Annotated in this window: 14 protein-coding genes and 1 tRNA gene; 6 read left to right on the forward strand and 9 right to left on the reverse strand. The window is 60.0% G+C overall.

The features are described 5' to 3' along the window. Positions 1–20 precede the first annotated feature (20 nt). Complete coding sequence (locus P9L99_02765; protein ID MDP8222256.1) at positions 21–794, forward strand: hypothetical protein; 774 nt, start codon at positions 21–23, stop codon at positions 792–794. Here the strand turns inward: P9L99_02765 and P9L99_02770 are convergent. From P9L99_02770 to P9L99_02795, 6 genes are all read right to left on the reverse strand, one after another. Further along, the gene (locus tag P9L99_02770; GenBank protein ID MDP8222257.1) at positions 791–2341 is read right to left on the reverse strand and encodes an SUMF1/EgtB/PvdO family nonheme iron enzyme; all 1551 of its coding nucleotides are present in this window, start codon (positions 2339–2341) and stop codon (positions 791–793) included. The genes P9L99_02765 and P9L99_02770 overlap by 4 nt on opposite strands. Next, positions 2334–4550 (reverse strand): PEP/pyruvate-binding domain-containing protein, encoded by a 2217-nt coding sequence (locus tag P9L99_02775; GenBank protein MDP8222258.1) that lies wholly within the window; start codon positions 4548–4550, stop codon positions 2334–2336. Before P9L99_02775 ends, P9L99_02770 begins: the two co-directional genes overlap by 8 nt. Positions 4551–4639: 89 nt before the next feature. After that, on the reverse strand, positions 4640–6883 hold the full coding sequence (locus P9L99_02780; protein ID MDP8222259.1) for a hypothetical protein: 2244 nt from the start codon (positions 6881–6883) through the stop codon (positions 4640–4642). Between the two features lie 118 nt (positions 6884–7001). Continuing rightward, the gene (locus tag P9L99_02785; protein ID MDP8222260.1) at positions 7002–7646 is read right to left on the reverse strand and encodes a hypothetical protein; all 645 of its coding nucleotides are present in this window, start codon (positions 7644–7646) and stop codon (positions 7002–7004) included. 40 nt (positions 7647–7686) lie between these two features. After that, positions 7687–9729: a DNA gyrase/topoisomerase IV subunit A gene (locus P9L99_02790; GenBank protein ID MDP8222261.1), complete on the reverse strand. Its 2043-nt coding sequence runs from the start codon at positions 9727–9729 to the stop codon at positions 7687–7689. A 5-nt stretch (positions 9730–9734) separates the two neighbouring features. After that, a complete protein-coding gene (locus P9L99_02795) occupies positions 9735–11615 on the reverse strand; it encodes a toprim domain-containing protein (GenBank protein MDP8222262.1) in 1881 nt (626 codons plus the stop codon). Positions 11616–11856: 241 nt separating this feature from the next. Here P9L99_02795 and P9L99_02800 point away from each other — a divergent pair, with 241 nt between their 5' ends. From P9L99_02800 to P9L99_02815, 4 genes are all read left to right on the forward strand, one after another. Continuing rightward, positions 11857–12834, forward strand: a complete 978-nt coding sequence (locus P9L99_02800; GenBank protein MDP8222263.1) for a cation diffusion facilitator family transporter — start codon at positions 11857–11859, stop codon at positions 12832–12834. A gap of 303 nt (positions 12835–13137) precedes the next feature. Continuing rightward, positions 13138–14010: an SGNH/GDSL hydrolase family protein gene (locus P9L99_02805; protein ID MDP8222264.1), complete on the forward strand. Its 873-nt coding sequence runs from the start codon at positions 13138–13140 to the stop codon at positions 14008–14010. 96 nt (positions 14011–14106) lie between these two features. Further along, positions 14107–14991 (forward strand): M15 family metallopeptidase, encoded by an 885-nt coding sequence (locus P9L99_02810; protein ID MDP8222265.1) that lies wholly within the window; start codon positions 14107–14109, stop codon positions 14989–14991. A 313-nt stretch (positions 14992–15304) separates the two neighbouring features. Next, positions 15305–15808 carry a class I SAM-dependent methyltransferase gene (locus P9L99_02815; protein ID MDP8222266.1) on the forward strand — a complete coding sequence of 168 codons (504 nt, stop codon included), beginning with the start codon at positions 15305–15307 and terminating at the stop codon, positions 15806–15808. Between the two features lie 139 nt (positions 15809–15947). Here the strand turns inward: P9L99_02815 and P9L99_02820 are convergent. The 3 genes from P9L99_02820 to polX form a co-directional block, all read right to left on the reverse strand. Next, a tRNA-Arg gene (locus tag P9L99_02820) sits at positions 15948–16023 on the reverse strand. Positions 16024–16103: 80 nt separating this feature from the next. Further along, positions 16104–16745 (reverse strand): endonuclease III, encoded by a 642-nt coding sequence (gene nth / locus P9L99_02825; GenBank protein MDP8222267.1) that lies wholly within the window; start codon positions 16743–16745, stop codon positions 16104–16106. Further along, positions 16742–18469 (reverse strand): DNA polymerase/3'-5' exonuclease PolX, encoded by a 1728-nt coding sequence (gene polX / locus P9L99_02830; GenBank protein ID MDP8222268.1) that lies wholly within the window; start codon positions 18467–18469, stop codon positions 16742–16744. Before polX ends, nth begins: the two co-directional genes overlap by 4 nt. Positions 18470–18602: 133 nt before the next feature. Here polX and P9L99_02835 point away from each other — a divergent pair, with 133 nt between their 5' ends. Then, complete coding sequence (locus tag P9L99_02835; protein ID MDP8222269.1) at positions 18603–19871, forward strand: 6-phospho-beta-glucosidase; 1269 nt, start codon at positions 18603–18605, stop codon at positions 19869–19871. Positions 19872–19887: the final 16 nt, after the last annotated feature.

Here is a 19887-nt window from a genome sequence, read left to right on the forward strand (position 1 = left end):
GCACAGCGAAGGGGTTTGGCATGAAGTTCGGCAGCCTGTTGACGCTATCGCTTTGTCTCGTCCTGCTTTCATCCGCCGTGGCTTGGGCCCAGCTCGCACCGTCGGTCGTCGCTGACCGAGAGGTCGGGCTCTACAAGGTGCAAACGCTCGACGGCGAGAAGACCCTCTACAACATGCATTGGGTGTATGAGCGGCACACCGAAAACGGCGGTAGCCATCTTCTGTTTACGATGAAAGGCGATAACGACACGCAGGGCGCCGGCCGCATTGAATGGGATGAAGAAGCCAAAATGGCCGAGACCGCGACGGGGCTGCGCACGTTGTATTGGAAAAAGACTTCCCGCGGCGCCGAGCAGATGGACTGGCATCTCGATTACGACTGGAACGCCCGTGTCGTCCGCTATTCGTTTAAGGATCGCGCGACCGGCAAGTCCGAGAAAAAGGAATTCCAAATCACCGACAAAACGCTGCCCGGCGACGCCCTTTACCTGTTGCTGCGCGGCTTCCCGTTCAAAGAAGCGCCGGGATACCGGTTGTCGGGGAAGGTGATTACCGGAGACTCGGAGGTCAACGGCGATATCGTTCACCGTGGCATCGAGACCATCACCACGCCGCTTGGCACTTTCAAGGCGTACAAACTGGAACTCAAGCCCAAGGGCGTGATCGGCTGGCTGCCCACCAAACTCTACATGTGGTTCACGATGGAAGCGCCGCATATTTGCCTGCGCTTTGACGGCTTGGAAGGGTTGACGCGCACGAAGACCGTCACCTACGAGTTTTCGCCGATGCCCTAATCAACACCGTCGCGACAACAACGAAAACCGAATACCTGCCGATCGAGTTTCTCGATCTGTTCGACGTGCAATTTGAGCGTGAAGCCGCATTGCGTCGTGTGGAAGTCATTGTTCAAATAGCAAGCACCGGTTGCATATGCCCACGGTTTCGCGACGGGGCCCACCCACTCCCACAAGTTACCGGTTAGGTCATACACGTCGTTTTCACTGGCGCAGGGCATCGCGCCACTCGGCAACACGCCGCGCGGCGCGTCGTTTAGCGGCAGCACGTTGCAGCGGCCGTTTAAGGTGCGCTTGGACTCGCCCGGGTTGTTGGCAAAGAGGAAACGCCGCCCTTGTTGACCGCACGCTGCAGCGATCTCAGGTTGCGTGCATAGCCGCTTGCCGTTCATCGCACAGTCGGCGGCCGCTTCATGGGGTAGTACGCCGACCAAGGGCGTCTCGCCCTCGCGATTCGGGAACTCGAATCGATCCATCCATACGAAACCTTCCGCAAGGGAAATACGAACCATGGTTTCCTGGGATTCGTTTGTTTGTTTCGTAGGGTGCGCTCGTTGCGGTGGCGTGGACTCTCCCGTGATGCTCAAGGCAAAGGCCAGAAGCATGGCGAGCAGCCCCGAAAGCAACAGACCGCGACGCGATAAAACGCGGCGACCGAATCGAGCGAATGATTCCGGGGGCGCGAAATCGGGCGATTGCGGTGGCGGGATAACCCCCACCAGGTTTTGTAGCCACCCCCAAACGGCGACGGCCTCCACGCCGTGGCCGGTTACGAAAGCCGCTCCCGCCAGTGCCCAAAGAACCGTGCTGCCGGCCCGCCACAAGGTCGCCAGGCCATACGCGAAAAACATTCCCATGCCGATTCCGGTGACTAACGTCAGGTAGTAATTCACGACCCACGGGCCGTCGTAACGAGGTACGAGAAAGGCCGCCAATCCGATCGCGACAGCCATTGGCGGCGCAATACGCGGCGGGGCAAGCGCCGTCGCTTTGGGTACGCGCCTGTGTCCGAAGATCGCCAGCAACACGATAAACGCCAGGTAGGCCAATCCGGTGGCGACGGCGCCCGCCAGTGGCAGGAAAAATCGCGCCACGTGAAGATTTACCAGCGCAAATGCGCGCGTGACGGCTTCGGCGGCGTTCCACGGCAACCGGCCGATCAAGCCGGTGGGTGTTGCCTTATTCAATAGGTCCAGCAACCAGATGTTTTGGTCGTAGTCGCGTGGCGTCGGGGCCAGCACGATCAGCAGGAAGAGCAACCACCAGCCCGAAGTTGCCACGAAGGATGGCCGCGGCGTGCGGTGTAATGAATAGTACAGGACGAAAAACGCGGCGTAGAAAAGAAAGGTGAGGGGGATGGACCAAACGTGCTGAAACCCTGGTGTCGCGCGGTATATCAATTCCACGACTATCGCCGCCGTCAACGACGCGGTCGCGAGCAACAGACTGGCTCGGATCACACGACGCGGTACGAAACGCTCGGTCCATCGCGCGGCCGCCAGGCAAACGACGAAAAGGATGACCATCAGGGGACCGAGGTCAAACAAGATGAAGCTCCCCGCGTTCAAAATCGATTCGCACTCGTTGACCGGGTTGTAGATTCGCCACCTGCGCCACAAACAACGGCGCTCCGATCTCGCGGGCGATCACGGCGAAGTGGGTCAGCAGACCGCCGCGCGGGGCAACCACCGGCCGGCCGGGGCGCAAGCGGCCGATGTAAAGCGGGTTGGTATCGGGAACGAATAAGATACCGTCGTCCCCGGCGTCCTCCCAATCGACAATAAGCGTACCGGTTACCGTCCCGGATCCGACACCGACGCCGCGAATGGCCGCCGGGTCGTCGATCGGGGAAGGCCAGGTGGTCCTTTCGCCGTCACGAAAATGCAAAACCGGCGGGTGCTCCGCGCGACAAGCCTCTTCATATTCCCGCCGACGCGCCGCGAGTTGCTCAGGTGCCGGCACGTCGCCGGTCTCCAGGTCGTCAGCGGTGAGAAAAAAGGCCTCGTCTTCCGGCAATTTCAACTCGACAGCGCGAGCGCGGGCGCGCGCCGCCAACGCGTGGTTGATGCGCAGGATATCCAGATGCAAAGACTCGACGCGGATTCGCTCCGCCCTTCGACGGCGACCGCACCAACGCGCTAAGGCATTGCGCCAAGGCAGCGTCGCTTCACGCCGAAGGTTCGGCCAAGAATGAGTCGACTCGGCCTCGGGCGCAACGTCCGCGATCGCGGCGAATTCATGCCAGATATCGGGCTCGTCCGCCGCGCGCGGCGCGCGCAGTTCCATTTCCTCCCGCGGCAGCCAACCGAATTCGACCCGCAGCAACTCCGTTTCGTTTGACGCGATGAGACGTTGAATTTCCCGTGCCGTCACGAGAAGCGGATGGCGGTTTCCGAGCGGATAGGTTTCATCCAGGAGGTCGGCGCGGACTTTTCGCTGCGTGATTCGCTCGGCAAGCGCCGCCCACGCGTCGGCACGCCATCGTGCGGCTTGTTGCGCGAGAACGGCCGTGCGTAGACGACGGCGTAACGTTGCGAAGTTTCCCGACCGACCCCTGAAGGGCCTGCCGAATCCCGGCAAAAGCCGCCAGATTTGGTGATCGCGTTGCCACGGGTCGCGCCACGCAAAATAATCAAGTCCGTGAAACTCGCGTCTGCCGTCCTTGATAGCCGAAGCGCCGTTCAACAACTCATCGAGATTCAGAACCGACCGCGACAGCGGGGTTAGCGGCACCGTCGGTGTGAGGCCGGGCGCGACGAAGTAGGTTTGTAACGGCGGCACAGAAGTGGCCGGGCGCGCTTGGTAGAGCCAGAGGCGTTCACCGTCCCAGCCCCATTCGATCTCCATCGCTTGCCGGAATCGTGCCGCAATGCGATCGACGGCCGCCGTGACTTGAGTGTGCAACGCCGGCGGAAGCGTGTCCTCCTCGCCCAAAAGTTTATGTACCGAGCCGTCGATGCGGTCGGACAGATACGTCGCCCGGCCACCTTCGACGACTTCGACCAACCGGCATTCGCGCCTCCCGTGAAGAATGTCCACGCTAAAAGCGAAGCCGGCTAGTTGATGCGTCACCTGGCTTTGCACGAGTATGGCCAACGAATCATCGCCCGCCGCGTACTCTTCCAGCGCCGGTGTTTGCGCCGAAGCAAGTACTTCGGTCAGCGCCGCGGCCACGGCGCTTTCGTCGGCAGAATCGACATGGGTTATCGAGCGGAAGAGACCGGCGTGGCTGGCTTCCGCGTTGTCTTCGGCCGCGAAGGAGGACCGAACGACAATTTCGCCCGGAAAACATTTCCTGATCCGTCGCGCGGCGCGCGCCAGTTGCGCCGGTGAGAGTGTGGCGCGCGGCGGTTGCCACGCCCAGCCCTGCGGCATTCTTTCGCCCAGCGCCAGCAGTCGGGCCGCGTTGACAGCCTTGGCCCCGAACCGACGTCTGGACCGTGCGGTGTCGCCGAGTTGATGAAGATCAATCCAATTGCCGGGCCACCAACCGCGGCGGTAGAGTTCGACGGCCGTGGCCGCGGCAATCCCCGCCACGAGGGCCAGCAAAATATGCGAAGCCTCGACGCCGACCGCCATCGCCGCGAGGGCCACCAATACGGCCGCGACAACAACCGCCAAGTAGATGACCAGCACCACCACGAAAAGCGGCGCCGCGAGAAAAAAGCCGAGGTAGGCTTCCGGTGCGGGCAGGTGCGACAACGCTTGCGCAAAGTGCGCTGCCGGCAAGATGGTTTCGCTCCAGGGCCCCGCCACATTTCACTCCTTTCGCGGATTGCAGACATCGTAGCGGAAAAAGAAAAAGCCCCGCAATAAGCGAGGCTCGATTTTCGAAGAAATCGGTCTCAGTCGATTAGGATGAACCACAGCGCCGCTTGCGCGACGTAGGTGGCCGCGAGGTGGTTGCTGCCGGGCGCCGAGGCCATAGATATGTGAGCGCCGGCCGAGCCCAACCAATCGACGGTTTGCGGTTGCCAGGCCCGCCGGGCGCGCGAGGCCAACATGAGGTCTTCGTCGATGCCCTGGTAAAGCACCACGAGGCCCGTGTCGCCACGAGGGGCGATGGCCACTTCGGATGCCGCGGCCATGTCATCGACCGTTTCCACTTCCCACGTGGCGCCGTTTTTCTGAGCGTGTCGCACCGTCGCGTTGTAGTAGTAAGCGACGTGCGGGACGCCGCCATCGTCGAAGGCAAGTGTGACGAAATCGCCGCCGTCGGAATCGACGGTTTCGAAATCCCAGGTATCGGCCTCACCGACAGCCATGCGGATCGCTCCGGCGGTCAGGTCGACAAAGACGATCCAAACCTCTTCGCCGCGCACCGCGATATCCGACCAGCAGCCCGCGACACCTCCGTCAGCCACTTGATGCGTCTGCCAAACTCCGCCCTCCGGCCTCGCGTAGTACAAGTCGCCCGCGTCGTCGTCGTAATACGAGACGTGCGCCGTGCCACCGGCATCAAGGGTCAGCGCGCTGTGCTTACCCGCACCGGGCGTCTCGGTGATGTTGTTGACGGACCAGACGCCGCCGCCGTTGTTGCCGTAGCGCAGGCGCGCGGTGGCTGCGTCGTAGTACGTCACATGCGCCACGTCGCCCGCGTCGACGGCGATCGCAATATTTTCCACTTCCGATCCGATATCGGGATCGATCACTTGCGAGGCCCAACCGCCGCCGGTTTCAATCGCGTAACGCAACGTCGCCGTATTCGATTCGATATAGGCTACGTGTATCTCGCCGCTGATCGGATGCGCCGCCGCCGCGGTATCGCCGGTGGTGAAACTGTGCCCGAAAAACGCCGGCGTATCCCAAGTCGAGCCATTTTTCCGGTACAGGCCCAGACCGCCGATGGATACGGCGATGTCGTCGACCGAGTGCGCGGTGATATACACCGCCTGACTTGAGCCGAGGTTTGATAGCTGCCACGCCTTGGCCGCGTTGTTGCCGTATACGCTGCCGGTGGAACTGCTGAAAAACACGAAGTGCACGACGTCATCAAGGTCCACCGTCATGGCCATTGTGTCGCCGACGCCCGACGCGCCGGGGATCGTTTCGTAGGTCAGCGCGTCGAAGGATCCGTATGCGTAGTTCAACCCGTCCGGCGCCGCGTCATTGTGATAAATCACGTGCAGCGCGTCGGTGGAGTCAAAAGCCAATCCCGAGGCCCGGCCGCGCGATTTGCTGTCGGGAAGGGTGAGAGCTTCCCAACTGCCGCCGTTCTTGCGGGATAGTTCAACCTCACCGCCGCGGTTGTAGGAAAGATACGGCAACCCGTCGGGATCCAGCGCCAAGGCCGGAAAAGGGCCGACGTCCGTGCCGGTCGTGACGTCCTCGACGTCCCAACCGGTTATCGTTTGTCGCGCGTAACGCACGGCAATGGATGCGCCCAGAGAGTCTTCCACGTTGTACACAATGTGCACCGTGCCGTCCTCGTCGACCGCAATCGCGCTGTAATGGCCGCAAATACCGTCTTCGTCCACGACCTCGGTCGCCCAACGTCCGGCACCGTCACTAAGATACAGCAAGCGCTCGCTCTCCCAGGCGTGCATGGAAATATGCAGTGATCCATCCGGACCCAAAGCCGCCATGGGATTGCCGAAGATGCCCACCGCCGCGACGGTATAGTCCCACCCGGATGGGGTGCGACTGTACACCTGCAACTGGCGCGCCCGACTGCTGATGACATACTCCTCACCGGCGGCGGTCATGGCCACCGCAGCACCCGAGAAGTTCCCACCGTCGATATAGTCGTGGTTGACGGTCAAATCGTCGTCGTCATCGTCGGTCGTGGTGTCGTCGTCGGTGGTGGTGTCATCGTCCGTGGTGGTGTCGTCGTCAGCGGTGGTGTCGTCGTCGGTGGTGGTGTCATCGTCGGTGGTGGTGTCGTCGTCGGTGGTGGTGTCATCGTCGGTGGTGGTGTCGTCGTCGGTGGTGGTGTCGTCATCGAGGGTGATGTCGTCATCGAGTGAAAAATCAGGACAGTCGGGGCAGTCACAACTTTCGTTGTCACCGCAATCGCAGCCACCAATCACAGACATAAATACGAGGAGAAACAAGAAAAGGAATACGTGGGCGAGATACTTGGCTGTCATGGCCAGTCTCCTTAAGCCCCCACGCGCCGACCCACGGCGGAGGTAATTATACCAAGCTGTGGGGACCTTGTACAATGATAAACCGAAAAAGCGTCTTTTCGGGCCGTTTGCCGAGCGCTTACTCCACGATGAGGTAGAAATTCGTCAGCCACTCGGACCAATTGCCCCAGTCGGGAGTCGGATTGAAAACTGCCGGTCCGGTGACATCGGCGGCGGGGTCGAAAAAGTCGTAGCGTTGCGTGACGACATAGGCTTCGGTTACGCCGATGCCGATTCCCTTGTATACAATTTCCAAGCCCGCTTCCGACGCGAAGAAGGCGGTTCCCGAGCTACCGTAGCCGACGAAGCCGGGCCCGCCGACTTGTCGGTAGTCTTGTCCGGCCCCGGCTGTAAAACGCGCCACGGGGCGGATAACTCCACCGAACAGGCCGTGGTACCGGTAGGCGATCGACCCCGTAAACGCGCTGCCGTCCATCATTTCGCCGTAGGCGTAACGATCAGTGAAACCGGTCAAGCCGCCGCCGAAATCGATGCGGTGATCGCCGGAAACCCATCGCCCGTAAAAGTTGGAGTAACGCGTCGGGCCGGGCGCGATCAGCGAATTCGCCAGGGGGTCGAGAGCCGGGTCGCGCCACACTTCGTTGCTATAGGTGAATTGGAAGAAATCGGTTTTCGGGGGAGTCGATGTAAGCGTGTCATCTTCGGCGGAAACGGGAGCACCGAGCAACAACACTATGAAAACCAGCCAAAGCGCGCGCCTCATAACCGCAGCGTAGCACTAGGCCGCGGGGCACGTCCACAACTCATTCGCCGTTATTGCCGTTGTCGCCGTTTGTGCGATTCTCAAAAACCTGCGCCGAAATTTCCCGCACGCTGGAGATTTTGTGCTTGCTGATAATATTGCCGCCCGCGCCGCGTCCTTTGACCAACACTTCCGATAGATCGTAGTAGTGATCGGTCCGGATGCGCGGTTTTTTACGCAACTTCACGTAGACGAGAATCCGGTCGCCCGGCACGCAGAACAAGACCTTCGGCTTTTTCGCATTGCCCGCAATATTGTAAGGGCGTTCCCGCGTTACGCCGCCGACTGTGAAACGCTTCACCCAGGCTTTTCCGCTGAGGATATCTTCATAAATCAGGTTGAACACCGCCTCGCGGTCCTCGAGCGTAAATAACTGAACGTGGATAATGTTTTCGCCTACGAAGACTTTGTCGCCGACCTTCACAACCTGCATCGTGCCGTTTTGCAGCATCACCAGCACGTCATCCAAGCTGGAACACGCGCCCAGGTCCTCGGCGTTTTTTAGCCCCGTGCCGATGAAGCCGCCTTCGCGATCGACGTACAGCTTCTCGGTGCGCGCCACGACCTCGACCGCCTTGATCGTGTCGAAATCCTCGATCACCGTCTTGCGTTCGCGGCCCTCGCCGTAGGTTTCCTGCAGGTAATCGAACCAGTCGATCGTGTACTGCGTGATGCTTCGCAGGTGACGTTTGACCTTCTTGATGTCCTTGTCGATGGCCAGCAGTTCGTCGCGCGCCCGTTCGGCGTCCCAGGCGCTGATGCGGCGCATCTTCACCTCGGTGAGCATTACGAGGTCATCTTCATTGACTTCCCGCCGGAGTACCTTCTTGAAGGGTTCCAGGCCCGTTCGAATATTATCGAGCACCGCTTCCCACGTTTCGGCCTTCTCGATGCGCAAATAAATCCGGTTTTCGACGAATATCTGCACCAGGCTCTTGTGGTGCCATTTCGTCTCCAATTGATCCAATTGGTACTGTAGGTCGCTCCGGAGCAATTCCCGCGTCTGTTCGGCCGCGTGAGCGATTATCTCCATGGCGCCCATCGACTCCGGTCGCCCGTTGACGATTACCATGCCGTTCGGGCTGTGGCTGACTTCGCAATCGGTGAAGGCGTAAAGCTGGTCGATGGCCTGGTCCAGGTCGACGCCACGCTGGAAAGTCGCCTGGATGTCGACCTCCGCCGCCGTGTTGTCTTCCACCTTGGCCAGTTTGATTTTCCCCTTGTCGGCGGCGGCCAAAATCGAATCGATCAGCGATGTGGTCGTAGTCCCGTACGGAATCTCTTTGATGACGACCGTTTTGCCCTTACCGATTTCGATCTTTGCCCGCACCTTCACGCGGCTTCCCGGCCGGCCGTCTTGGTAGTTGGACACGTCCGCCGAGCCGCCGGTCGGAAAATCGGGCAGCAATTCGAAAGGCTCTTTGCGCAAGTAGGCTTTGAGTGCTTCGAGCACTTCGATGAAATTGTGCGGCAGCAGGCGCGTGGAAAGGCCAACCGCGATACCTTCGGCGCCGGTGACCAGCAGGACCGGAAAACGCGCGGGGAGGCTGATCGGCTCTTTGTTGCGTCCGTCGTAGGACTTCTTGTATTCCGTGAGATGCGGCGCGAACAATACGTCCTTAGCGAACTTTGTCAGCCGCGCCTCGATATAGCGCGCCGCCGCGGCGGAGTCGCCCGTGACAGGGTCGCCCCAGTTTCCCTGCGTGTCGATCAGCAGGTTGTGCTGCCCCATGCCGACCAGCGCCGCGCCGATCGACGCATCACCGTGGGGATGGAACTGCATCGTATGTCCGATGATGTTCGCCACCTTGTTGTAGCGACCATCGTCCATCCGCCACATGGCGTACATCAGCCGGCGTTGCACGGGCTTGAAGCCGTCGGCGACGTCGGGGATCGCTCGGTCGGTGATTACATAAGAAGCATATTGCAGGAAATAGTCGCGGTAGGTGTGTTCCAGCGTCAGGTTCTTCGCCTTGGCGCCGGATGCCAGCGGCAATTCCTCTTGGGCGTTTTTCTTCTTGGTACCGCGTTTACGCTTCGCCATGGCCCTTACTTCTCCGCCTTGTCGCCGACGCGATCGATCGGTTCGAAAATGAGGTGTGCGATGATGTCTTCACGTCGCTCCGGAGTGTTCTTACCCATGTAGTAGCGCAACACCTCGCTCAACGGCTTAGTGTGCGGCCAATCCACACGCTCCAGGCGCATGTTGGCGCCGATAAACTGGCCGAACTCGTTGGGCGAAATTTCACCCAGTCCCTTGAACCGCGTGATTTCCGTCGCGCGGCCCAACGCGGCGACCGATTCTTGTTTTTCCGTTTCCGAGTAGCAGTATTGGGTTTCCTTCTTGTTGCGCACTCGGAACAGCGGCGTTTGCAGAATGTATAGATGGCCTTTTTTGACCAGGTCGGGATAGAACTGCAAAAAGAACGTGAGCAGTAGTAGCCGAATATGCATCCCGTCCACATCGGCGTCCGTCGCGACGATCACTTGATTGAAGCGAAGGCCGTCAAGATCGCCATCGACGCCCAGTGCGTGCTGCAACAAGTTCAGTTCTTCGTTTTGGTACACAACTTTCCGCGAATGCCCGAAGGTGTTGAGCGGCTTCCCCTTCAGCGCAAAAACCGCTTGGTATTCCGGATTACGCGCTTTGTTCATACTGCCCGAGGCGCTGTCGCCCTCGGTGATGAAAAGCTGGGTGAAAAAGCGGAATTCTTCGTTCAGATCCGTGTAGTGAACCTTGCAATCGCGCAGCTTCTTGTTATGGATGTTCGCCTTTTTCTCGCGTTCCTTGGCCAGCTTCTTAATGCCCGCCAGATCCTTCCGCTCACGTTCGTTGCGCAGAATCTTCTTCTGGATAGCCTCGGCGATATCGGGGTGCTTATGCAGGTGGCGCACGAGGTTCTCGCGTACGAAATCCACGACCCAGGACCGGACCGAGGGACCATCGGGCGTCACCGTCGCACTGCCCAGTTTCGTTTTGGTTTGCGATTCGAAAACCGGCTCGTGCAAACGAACCAACACCGCGCCCACAATGCCGCCACGGGCGTCCTGCGCGTCGAAGTCCTTCTTGAAATACTCCCGGAAAGCTCGCAAGAGACCCTCGCGGAAGGCTGCCTGGTGCGTGCCGCCGTCGTGTGTGTATTGGCCGTTGACGAAAGACAAATACGACTCGCCATACTGGTTGACATGGGTCAGGGCGAATTCGATGTCGTCGCCCACCACGTGAATCTTCGGGTAGAGGCCTTCGTCGGCCACTTCGCGATGCAGTAGGTCTCCCAAGCCGTTCTCGCTGGATATGACTTCGCCGTTGAAGTGGATCTTGAGCCCGCGATTCAAGTAGGCGTACATCCACAGGCGTTCGCGGATAAATTCCGACTGGAAGACAAAGCTCGGGAAAACGTCGGGGTCCGGACGAAAATGAACGAGTGTCCCGTTGCGCTGCTTGGAGCCTTTGGGCTTGCTCTCCTTTTTCAACTCGCCCCGCGAGAACTCGGCGAATCTCATCTCGCCGTCGCGGTAGGATTCCACTCGGAAAAATTCCGACAGGGCGTTGACCGCCTTCGCCCCCACGCCATTGAGACCGACCGAACGGTAAAATGCTCCCTCGTCGTACTTGGCGCCGGTGTTGATTTGCGCCACGCACTCCACCAATTTACCCAGCGGAATGCCGCGCCCGAAATCACGAACCATCACCCCGTCGTCGTCCACGACGATTTCGATCTTGCGGCCCACGCCCATGAGAAATTCATCGACGCTGTTGTCGAGAATCTCCTTAAGCAGTACGTAGATGCCGTCGTCGTATTGGGTTCCGTCGCCCAATTTGCCGATGTACATCCCCGGCCGCGTGCGGATGTGCTCGCGCCAATCTAACGATCGGACGTGCTCCTCGTTATAGGTGGCGTTTCCGCCCCCGTTTCGTTTCGCTGCCAAAAGTGGCTCCTCTTATCGCAAAAAAAATGACAACATTTAGTGCCACAAACAGGCGAAAACGTCAAGATGTTGGACGTCTGCGACACAATTTTGGCCACGAATTCGAGAAATTGGCGGCTAATTTTCTGTCGGTTCCGGCTGATTTGGTCGTATCATGCGACGAGGACACATATTTACGGGCCATCTGGTCTCAATAAGGGATCGGTATTGAAACCTGTCGCATTTTTTGTACAATACGCCAATGGGTAGCAAAACACCGCATTCGGTCGATCAAATGGGACGTCGTAAGCGCCGCGTGGCGATGCTTTCGGTCTTCTCGAATACCCTGCTGGTCATCGGCAAACTGGTCGCCGGATTGGCCATCGGTTCGGTCTCCATGATCTCCGAAGCGATACACTCTACGACCGACCTGGTCGCGGCGCTTATGGCGTGGTTCGCCGTATCCAACGCCGATAAACCGCCCGATCACGACCATGCTTTCGGCCACGGAAAATTCGAGAGTCTATCGGGCGCGGTCGAAGCGCTGCTGATTTTTCTCGCGGCGATTTGGATCATTGTCGAGGCCGTCCAGAAGTTATTGCACCCCCACGAACTCGGGCAGGTCGCATGGGGCGTGGGCGTGATGCTCGTGGCGACCATTACGAACGTAATCGTCTCCTCGCTGCTGATGAAAGTGGGCAAAGAAACCGAGTCGCTGGCGTTGCAGGCCGACGCATGGCACCTGAGCACCGACGCGCTAACCTCGGCCGGCGTGATGGTGGGCTTGGGCGTGATTTGGCTGGGTCGGTGGCTCAATCCGGCGTGGAATCTGGTGTGGATCGATCCGGTCGTCGCGATCGGCATGGCGCTGATTATCATCCACGCGGCCTATCGTTTGACGAAGCAGGCCGTGAGGGATTTGATCGACGCCAGTTTGCCCGAAGCGGAAGTCGCCGCCGTGCGCGAGATTATCACTTCGTATTCACAGGCCGTGCGTGGTTATCACAAGCTCAAAACCCGCCGGGCGGGTCCTTATCGCTTCGTCGAGTTTCACGTGCAGGTCGACGCGTCGATGAGCGTAGAAGAAGCTCACTCTCTCGCCGACGGCCTCGAAGAGGCAATCCGCAGCCGCCTGATGCGCTCCTCTGTCACGGTGCACATCGAACCATGCGACGGGCAATGCGATGCCGAATGCCACGAGGGCTGCCTGCACCCCGAGAAGCCCGCGCCGCCATCCTGAAGTCGGCATGGGGTTGAACTGCGCCGGCCCAACGCGGACAATGATTTCGTCGGCCGCCGCCGGCCCGCAACACGCGGTAAACAACCAACGGGTATAGCCTTCGAGATGGGCGAGGAAATCGATACGCAAGCCACGACCGGTGGCGCTTCGGCAAACCGCGAGAGGAAACCGCGACGCAAACGCTTGCCGCGTTTTGTTCTGTTTATCGTGGTAATCCTCCACTTGTTTTTCGCCGGGGCGGAGATCGTCGCCCGTGTTGCGGGGCCGGACATACCGCGATACGAGCGTGACGAACCCACCTGGATGCTGTTTGAACTAACCAATATTTACGGACAACACGATCGCGCGAAGTTTATAAAAAATAAAGGGACGCAATATCCTACCGATTCCCCACGCCCACGCGTTATTTGCCTTGGGAGTTCGAGCACCTATGGCGCGGGTTTAGAAGACATACAAGACGCCTTTCCCGGCGTATTGCAGCAGCAACACCCCGAATGGGATGTAATCAACGCCGGCTGTGGGGGCCACGTCGCCTATCAATTGAGCATTTATTTGCGTGAGGTGCTAATGCGCCTGAAGCCGAAAGTCGTCGTGCTCTATTACGGCGGCAACGAGAGCTTCGGGGCTTCGACGAAGAGTTTCTATCCTCGCGCCCAACAGATCGTGGCGGCGATGCGCGCGCGCGGCGACGACTCGCTCGGGGAACTTGAGAGCGCCGTGAGTCATGGAACGGCGAATCGTATAGGTCTGGCCCTGTATCAGGCGCTCGACCGCAGCCAGGCGTTTCTCTGGTGGCGGGATCGCGTGTTGCAGGCACGTAGAGAGGCGGATCTTCTTGCGGACGTGGCGGACGTCGAATCCTTTCGCATTCCGCCCACGCCGCGCGAAATTCTCGCCGGCATGGCCGAGGCGACGCGAGCCGGCGGCGCCACGCTCATACTGATGCCGGAAATTGACAGCGGAACGCGCCACGCTCACGACACGACGACCGCGGCGATGCGTGAAACGGCCGCGCAGGAAAACGTTTTGTTCGTCGATCCCTTGGCTGTCTTGAACGATCCGGCGCTTTTCCTTGACACTACCCACCTCACTCCGGAAGGGCATCAAACGTTTGCGGCGTTTCTGGACAAGCGCTTGAGTGAGTTGATGACCGAGGAAAATCAAAGCTCGCCTTAGCCTTCTTCCCCGGGTGCCGAATATCAGAGCCGCGTGTCCCGTAGGTTCTCCGTCTCTCGCGATGATAGGAAGAGAAACATCGGAAACGGGGAAGCTATGAGACTGCTGCAATTGAGTGATCCCATCATGCACGGCGAGGATGTGCGCTCCATACAAGGGGTTTTGCTGGCCATGGGCTACGACCTGGGGCAGGGCGGAGTGGACGGTTGGTTCGGCATGCGAACCGAGGCCGTCGTGCGGCGCTTTCAGGAAGAGCGCCAGGTTCCCGGCGGCGTGGACGGCATTGTCGGGCCGTATACGCTGGCGGCGTTACAATTGCTGGATGAATGGCAAGCCCGCGAGACGCCGTCGTCGCTACAAACGGGCTGGTACTTCCCCCCGCCGCAAGGTCGCGCCCAATGGCGTGCGGTTTACGGCGAACCGACCGGCCGCGCGTCTTGGGAAAGCGCCCATTTGGCGTTTTGCGATTTGAGTCCGCTGCGCTGGCCGCGTCGGTTGACGGCCGACGCCATCAACGAGAAGCGCGAGCATTGGGGATTGCCGCCGAATCTTTATGCCGCCTCGCAAATGGAAGTGCACGGATTGGGGCATCTGTACTATCCGCTCGCCGACGGCCGGCGGCTGGATTGGTTGGCGACGCGCCGCGATCCGCGCACCGGCGAGGTCGGATACGGCTTGGTCATCCACCGCCTGTGCGTGGCGGTTTACTACGAGCTTTTTGCCCGTCTGCTGGCGTGCGACCTGCTTCGCCACCTGCGCACGGTGGACGGCAGTTACGTGTTTCGCAACACTCGCCGCGGCACCCAGCTTTCCACCCACGCCTACGGTATGGCCGTCGACCTGGATGCGTCATGGAATCCCTTCGGTCAGGAGCCGGTGATGCATCCGGAAATCGTTCAAATCGCGGAGGATATGGGCTTCACGTGGGGTGGCCGCTGGCGGCAATCCGACGGCATGCACTTTCAATGGGGCGAGGAATGAAGCAGTCACGCGTCGTGCCGGAAATTGAGCGGTGCGTTCCCGCCATGTTGGACGACCCGATCCGAATCCGAAAGACCACGGACGCGATGTAGCGGAGTCCGGATCGCTTCCGCGATGAAGAGATCGTCAAACAACGGAAGGATTCTCTGACATGACCGATTGCCACTGCCCGCTATGCGGGCATAACGCGCCCGCTTTTTTCCCGTTCGGCAATCCACCGAGGCCCAACGCCAAATGCCCGCGATGCGGTGCGCTCGAACGCCACCGGTTCATCTGGGCCTTTCTCACGGCCCGCAAGCTGCTGAGGTCCGGCATGGTGGTTGTTCATTTCGCCCCGCGCCAGTGTTTGGCAAACGCGATTCACGCCGTCGTGGGCGCCGGGTACGCGACGGCTGATAAGGAACCAGGTGGTGCGGATCAGGTGCTTGATCTCACCGCCCTTGCCATGCCCGATAAATCGGTTGACGGCCTAATCGCCTCGCACGTTTTGGAACACATCGAAGACGACGCACAAGCGTTGCGGGAAATCAGGCGTATGCTCCGACCCGGCGGTTGGGCTTTGTTGATCGTACCCCAACGGCTCGGCCGACCTACTTTCGAAGACCCCGTAGCCGCGGCGTCCGGCGCTGCGGCGCGCAATGAGGCCTTCGGTCATCCCGACCATGTGCGGTGGTACGGCGGCGACTTCGCGGACCGAATCGCGGGGGCTGGTTTGGAAGTTGAGGCGTTTGATCCTGTTGGCTGCCTGGGTGACGCGAAAGCCACGCGGCAAGCTCTCGGGACAGACACGATCCATCTCTGTCAACGCGGGAAATGACGGATGCGCCCCTGTCCAAGTATTTGTATCTTCCTTTGAGCGCGCCGAAAGCGAGGATGACTCGGAGGACGGCACGCACTTTCAATGGGGCGAGAAATGAAAAAAGCCCGCGGGCAATAAACCCGCGGGCCGTGTCGTGTGGCGCGCCTGGCAGGATTTGAACCTGCGACACACGGATTCGTAGTCCGTTGCTCTATCCACTGAGCTACAGGCGCACAGATACGCCACGCAAGAGGGAGTCCGTTTAGCATACCGGCGAACGGTTGTCAACAATTGCACCCGGCGTTACGTCCTTCTAGGCGCCCGTCGTGAAGTAGTCGCACGAGTTTGTGACGGGGCACTGGTCGCAGGCCGGTTTGCGCGCCTTGCAGATGCGGCGTCCGTGGAAAATCAGCACGTGACTGAGCATCGTCCAGTCCCGGCGCGGAAACAGTTCCATCAGGTCGAATTCGATTTTCACCGGGTCCTTGTTTGTTGTCAGGCCGAGGCGTCGCGCGATGCGTGAGACGTGGGTGTCGACCACCACGCCGGGTGTGTCGAAGACGTTGCCCAAAACCACGTTCGCCGTTTTGCGCCCCACGCCCGGCAGCTTGACCAAGTCGTCGAGGGTTTGCGGCAGCTTGCCGCCGTGGTCTTGGATCATTACCTGCATCGCGCCGCGAATCGACTTGGTTTTGTTGCGGAAAAAGCCCGTCGGGCGGATGTCTTTCTCCAGTTCCTCGACCGGGACCGCGAGGTAATCGGCGGGCTTGCGGTACTTTTTGAACAGGTTGGCGGTCACCGCGTTGACCCGCACGTCGGTGCATTGCGCCGAGAGAATCGTGGCGATTAAAAGCTCCACCGGATCGGCAAAGACAAGCTCGATGTGCGCGTCGTGATGCAGCTTCTTTAGCTCGCGATAAATCGTTTGTGATTTCTTCTTTAAATCCTTGTTCATGTTTTCCTCCGGCTTAGCCACGCGCCGAACTCATCGACCGGCAGGCAGGTGGGAACGTCGAGGGCGCTCAGCCCTCCTTTGCGGGCGATACCTTCCCCGTAGTGAACGTCGTTGATGCCTTCGGCGCGGTGAGCGTCCGGGCAGATCGGCACCTTGACTCCGAGCTCGCGGGCACGCCGGTGGTGCCGCCAATCCAAGTCCAAACGATGCGGATTCGCGTTGAGTTCGACGGCCACATTGTGTCTCGCCGCCGCTTCCAGAACCGCGTTGACGTCCACCGCGTAGGCATCGCGGGTCAGCAGCAAGCGCCCGGTCAAGTGCCCGACAATGGTCGTATGCGGATTCTCGATGGCCGAGATGATGCGACGGGTCATCGTTTCTGCATCCATGGTGAAGCTGCCGTGCACGGACGCAATGACGAAATCGAACGAGGCGAGCGTCTTCTCGTCGTAATCCAACGAACCATCCGGGAGAATGTCGCTTTCGATTCCCTTGAAGATGCGGAAGGGCGCCAGTTCCGCATTCAGCCGATCGATCTCCTCATGCTGTCGCTTGATGTCGTCGGGCCGCAAGCCGCCGGCATAGGCTGCGGTTTGCGAGTGGTCGGTGATCCCCAAATACGCGAACCCGCGTTCCCGGACCGCCGCGGCAAGCGCTGCCAAAGTCAGCAGACCGTCGGAATACCTGCTGTGGGCGTGCACGACGCCCCGTGTAGCGCCGAAGGGCAGCAATTCCGGCAGTTGCCCGGCGGCGGCCAGATCGAGCTCGTCGAAGCCCTCTCGCAGTTCCGGCGGCACGAAGGGCAGGTCGAATTTTGCGTAAACGCCCGCTTCGTCTTCGATGGGGAAGGGGGTTTCACCGTCGAAGAGGCCGTATTCGGAAAGTTTCCAGCCGCGCTTTTTGGCCAAGCCGCGCAGCAGAGTGTTGTGTTCCTTCGAGCCCGTAAAATGCACCCACGCGACGGGAAATTGCGCGGACGTGACGACTCGCAGGTCGATCGAGATCCCCGCGCTTTTCAGCACGATCGACGACTTCGTCGGCCCGTGTGCGGTAACCTCCAGAACGTCGGCGTATTCGACAAACGCGCGCATCAAGCGTTCGGGCTCTGGCGACGCGGCAAGCAGGTCCACGTCTTTGACAGTCTCCTTGTAACGGCGTAGTGAACCGGCGACTTCGAGCCGGTCAGCCAAACCGGTCGTCTGGAGGAAGGCGGACAACTCGTCGGCGACACGGCGTGCGGTGGAAACATGAAAACGGCCGTGGTAGTCGCGCATGCGGATCACGCCGGCGAGGATTTTCTCCTGCGACTTTTTACCGAAGCCCGGCAGTCGTGCGAGGTGTTGTTCACGGCACGCCTGCTCCAGGGCACCGAGGCTTTCGATACCCAACTCTCTGTAGAGAACCTTAACTTTCTTGGGCCCCAGGCCGGGAACGTTGAACAGATCGAAAATGGTTTCGGGAAATCCGGCGCGCAGTTCCTCGACGAATTGTAGGCGACCGGTTTCCAGGAGTTCGACGATGTCCTGAGTCAGCCCCTTTCCCACGCCCTTGATTTCGCCGGCTTGCGCCTTTTCGAGAAACGATTCCACCGCTTCCTCGATGCTTGGCAGCAGACGGGCCGCGTTCGCGTAAGCCCGAATTTTGAAAGGATTAGCGCCGCTTAGTTCCAGCAACATGGCGGCCTGTTCGAAAACAGCGGCGATCTCCGCAAGCGTCATCGACATCGTTGCAACCTCGATAATGATGGGAAATATCTTAGAATGACGCCCGTTCATCGTCCAGACGGTGGGTTGTCGCCTCCGCCAAAGCTCATTATAGTTGCCGCCGATGACCAGATAACGCCCAAGGAGAAACGCAATGAAGATCGCGGTAATCGGCGGCGGCAGCACCTACACTCCCGAGTTGATTGAGGGTTTCATCGAGAAAAGCGCGGCGCTTGGCCTAAGCGAATTGGCGCTGATGGATATCGACGACGAGCGCCTCGAGGTCGTCGGCGGTTTCGCGCAACGCATGGTCGCGCACGCCGGCAATCCGTTTCGCGTCACGCTGACCAAAAACCGCACCGCGGCCCTCGAGGGCGCGAGCTTCGTCAGCACGCAATTCCGGGTCGGCAAACAGGCGGCGCGGCACCAGGACATCCTGCTTGGCCTGCGGCATAACCTGATCGGCCAGGAGACCACCGGCATCGGCGGCATGGCCAAGGCGCTGCGAACCTTGCCGATCATTTTTGACATTTGCGAAGAAATGGACCGCGTTTGTCCCGACGCGTGGCTGATCAACTTTACCAACCCCTCGGGATTGGTTACCGAGGCGATCGTCAATTATGCCGGGCGCGAGAAATGCATCGGGCTGTGTAACGTGCCCATCGAGATGAAAATGACGGTCGCCAAGCACTTGGGCGTACCCGAAAGCGAAGTCGATATGGATGTGGTCGGCCTCAATCACCTGGGGTGGGTGCGCAAGATCACCGTTCGCGGCGAGGATATCACCGCTTCGCTGCTTGACTTCTTGTCGAGCGAAGAAGGGCCGAAAAACATCCCCGACATGGATTTTGAGCCCGAATTGATTCGCGCACTCGGCGCCGTGCCGCTCTACTACGACCGCTTCTACTACAATACCGAACGCGTGCTCGAACATCTGAAGAGCAAGCCGAAAACCCGGGCGCAGGAAGTGGAAGAAATCGAGGAAAAGCTTCTGGCGAAGTACCGCGACCCCAACCAGGTAACCAAGCCCGAGGAACTCAACGAACGCGGCGGCGCGTACTACTCGAAAATCGCCATCGAGGTGATGGACGCGATCGTCAACGATCTGGGCCTGCAACACGCGGTGAACGTGCGTAACCAGGGCGCGATCCCCGGCATCCCGGATCAGTACGTGGTCGAAACCATATGCACGATCACCAAAGACGGCGCCGAACCGCGGCGCACTTGGGAAGTGGATGAGTCGATGCTCGCGCTGATCATGCGCGCGAAATACTATGAAGTGCTGACGATCGAAGCGGCGCGAGACAAGAGTTACCACACCGCGCTCAAGGCGATCTTCACCAACCCGGTCGGGCCCAGCGCCGACCGCGCCAAGGCCGTCCTCGACGATCTGCTGGCGACCAACAAGCTCGAGTACCGGTAATCATTTGGATCGAGGG

It is taken from the genome of Candidatus Lernaella stagnicola, from assembly GCA_030765525.1.
In the GTDB taxonomy this organism is placed as follows: Bacteria; Lernaellota; Lernaellaia; order Lernaellales; family Lernaellaceae; genus Lernaella; species Lernaella stagnicola.

What these genes read in the sequence shown, in the direction of transcription:
- P9L99_02800 (MDP8222263.1), top strand. Translation starts at nt 11,857, where the DNA reads ATGGGTAGCAAAACACCGCATTCGGTCGATCAAATGGGACGTCGTAAG.
- nth (MDP8222267.1), bottom strand. Translation starts at nt 16,745, where the DNA reads ATGAACAAGGATTTAAAGAAGAAATCACAAACGATTTATCGCGAGCTA.
- P9L99_02790 (MDP8222261.1), bottom strand. Translation starts at nt 9,729, where the DNA reads ATGGCGAAGCGTAAACGCGGTACCAAGAAGAAAAACGCCCAAGAGGAA.
- P9L99_02805 (MDP8222264.1), top strand. Translation starts at nt 13,138, where the DNA reads ATGCTGTTTGAACTAACCAATATTTACGGACAACACGATCGCGCGAAG.
- P9L99_02815 (MDP8222266.1), top strand. Translation starts at nt 15,305, where the DNA reads ATGGTGGTTGTTCATTTCGCCCCGCGCCAGTGTTTGGCAAACGCGATT.
- P9L99_02780 (MDP8222259.1), bottom strand. Translation starts at nt 6,883, where the DNA reads ATGACAGCCAAGTATCTCGCCCACGTATTCCTTTTCTTGTTTCTCCTC.
- P9L99_02835 (MDP8222269.1), top strand. Translation starts at nt 18,603, where the DNA reads ATGAAGATCGCGGTAATCGGCGGCGGCAGCACCTACACTCCCGAGTTG.
- P9L99_02810 (MDP8222265.1), top strand. Translation starts at nt 14,107, where the DNA reads ATGAGACTGCTGCAATTGAGTGATCCCATCATGCACGGCGAGGATGTG.
- P9L99_02765 (MDP8222256.1), top strand. Translation starts at nt 21, where the DNA reads ATGAAGTTCGGCAGCCTGTTGACGCTATCGCTTTGTCTCGTCCTGCTT.
- polX (MDP8222268.1), bottom strand. Translation starts at nt 18,469, where the DNA reads ATGTCGATGACGCTTGCGGAGATCGCCGCTGTTTTCGAACAGGCCGCC.
- P9L99_02785 (MDP8222260.1), bottom strand. Translation starts at nt 7,646, where the DNA reads ATGAGGCGCGCGCTTTGGCTGGTTTTCATAGTGTTGTTGCTCGGTGCT.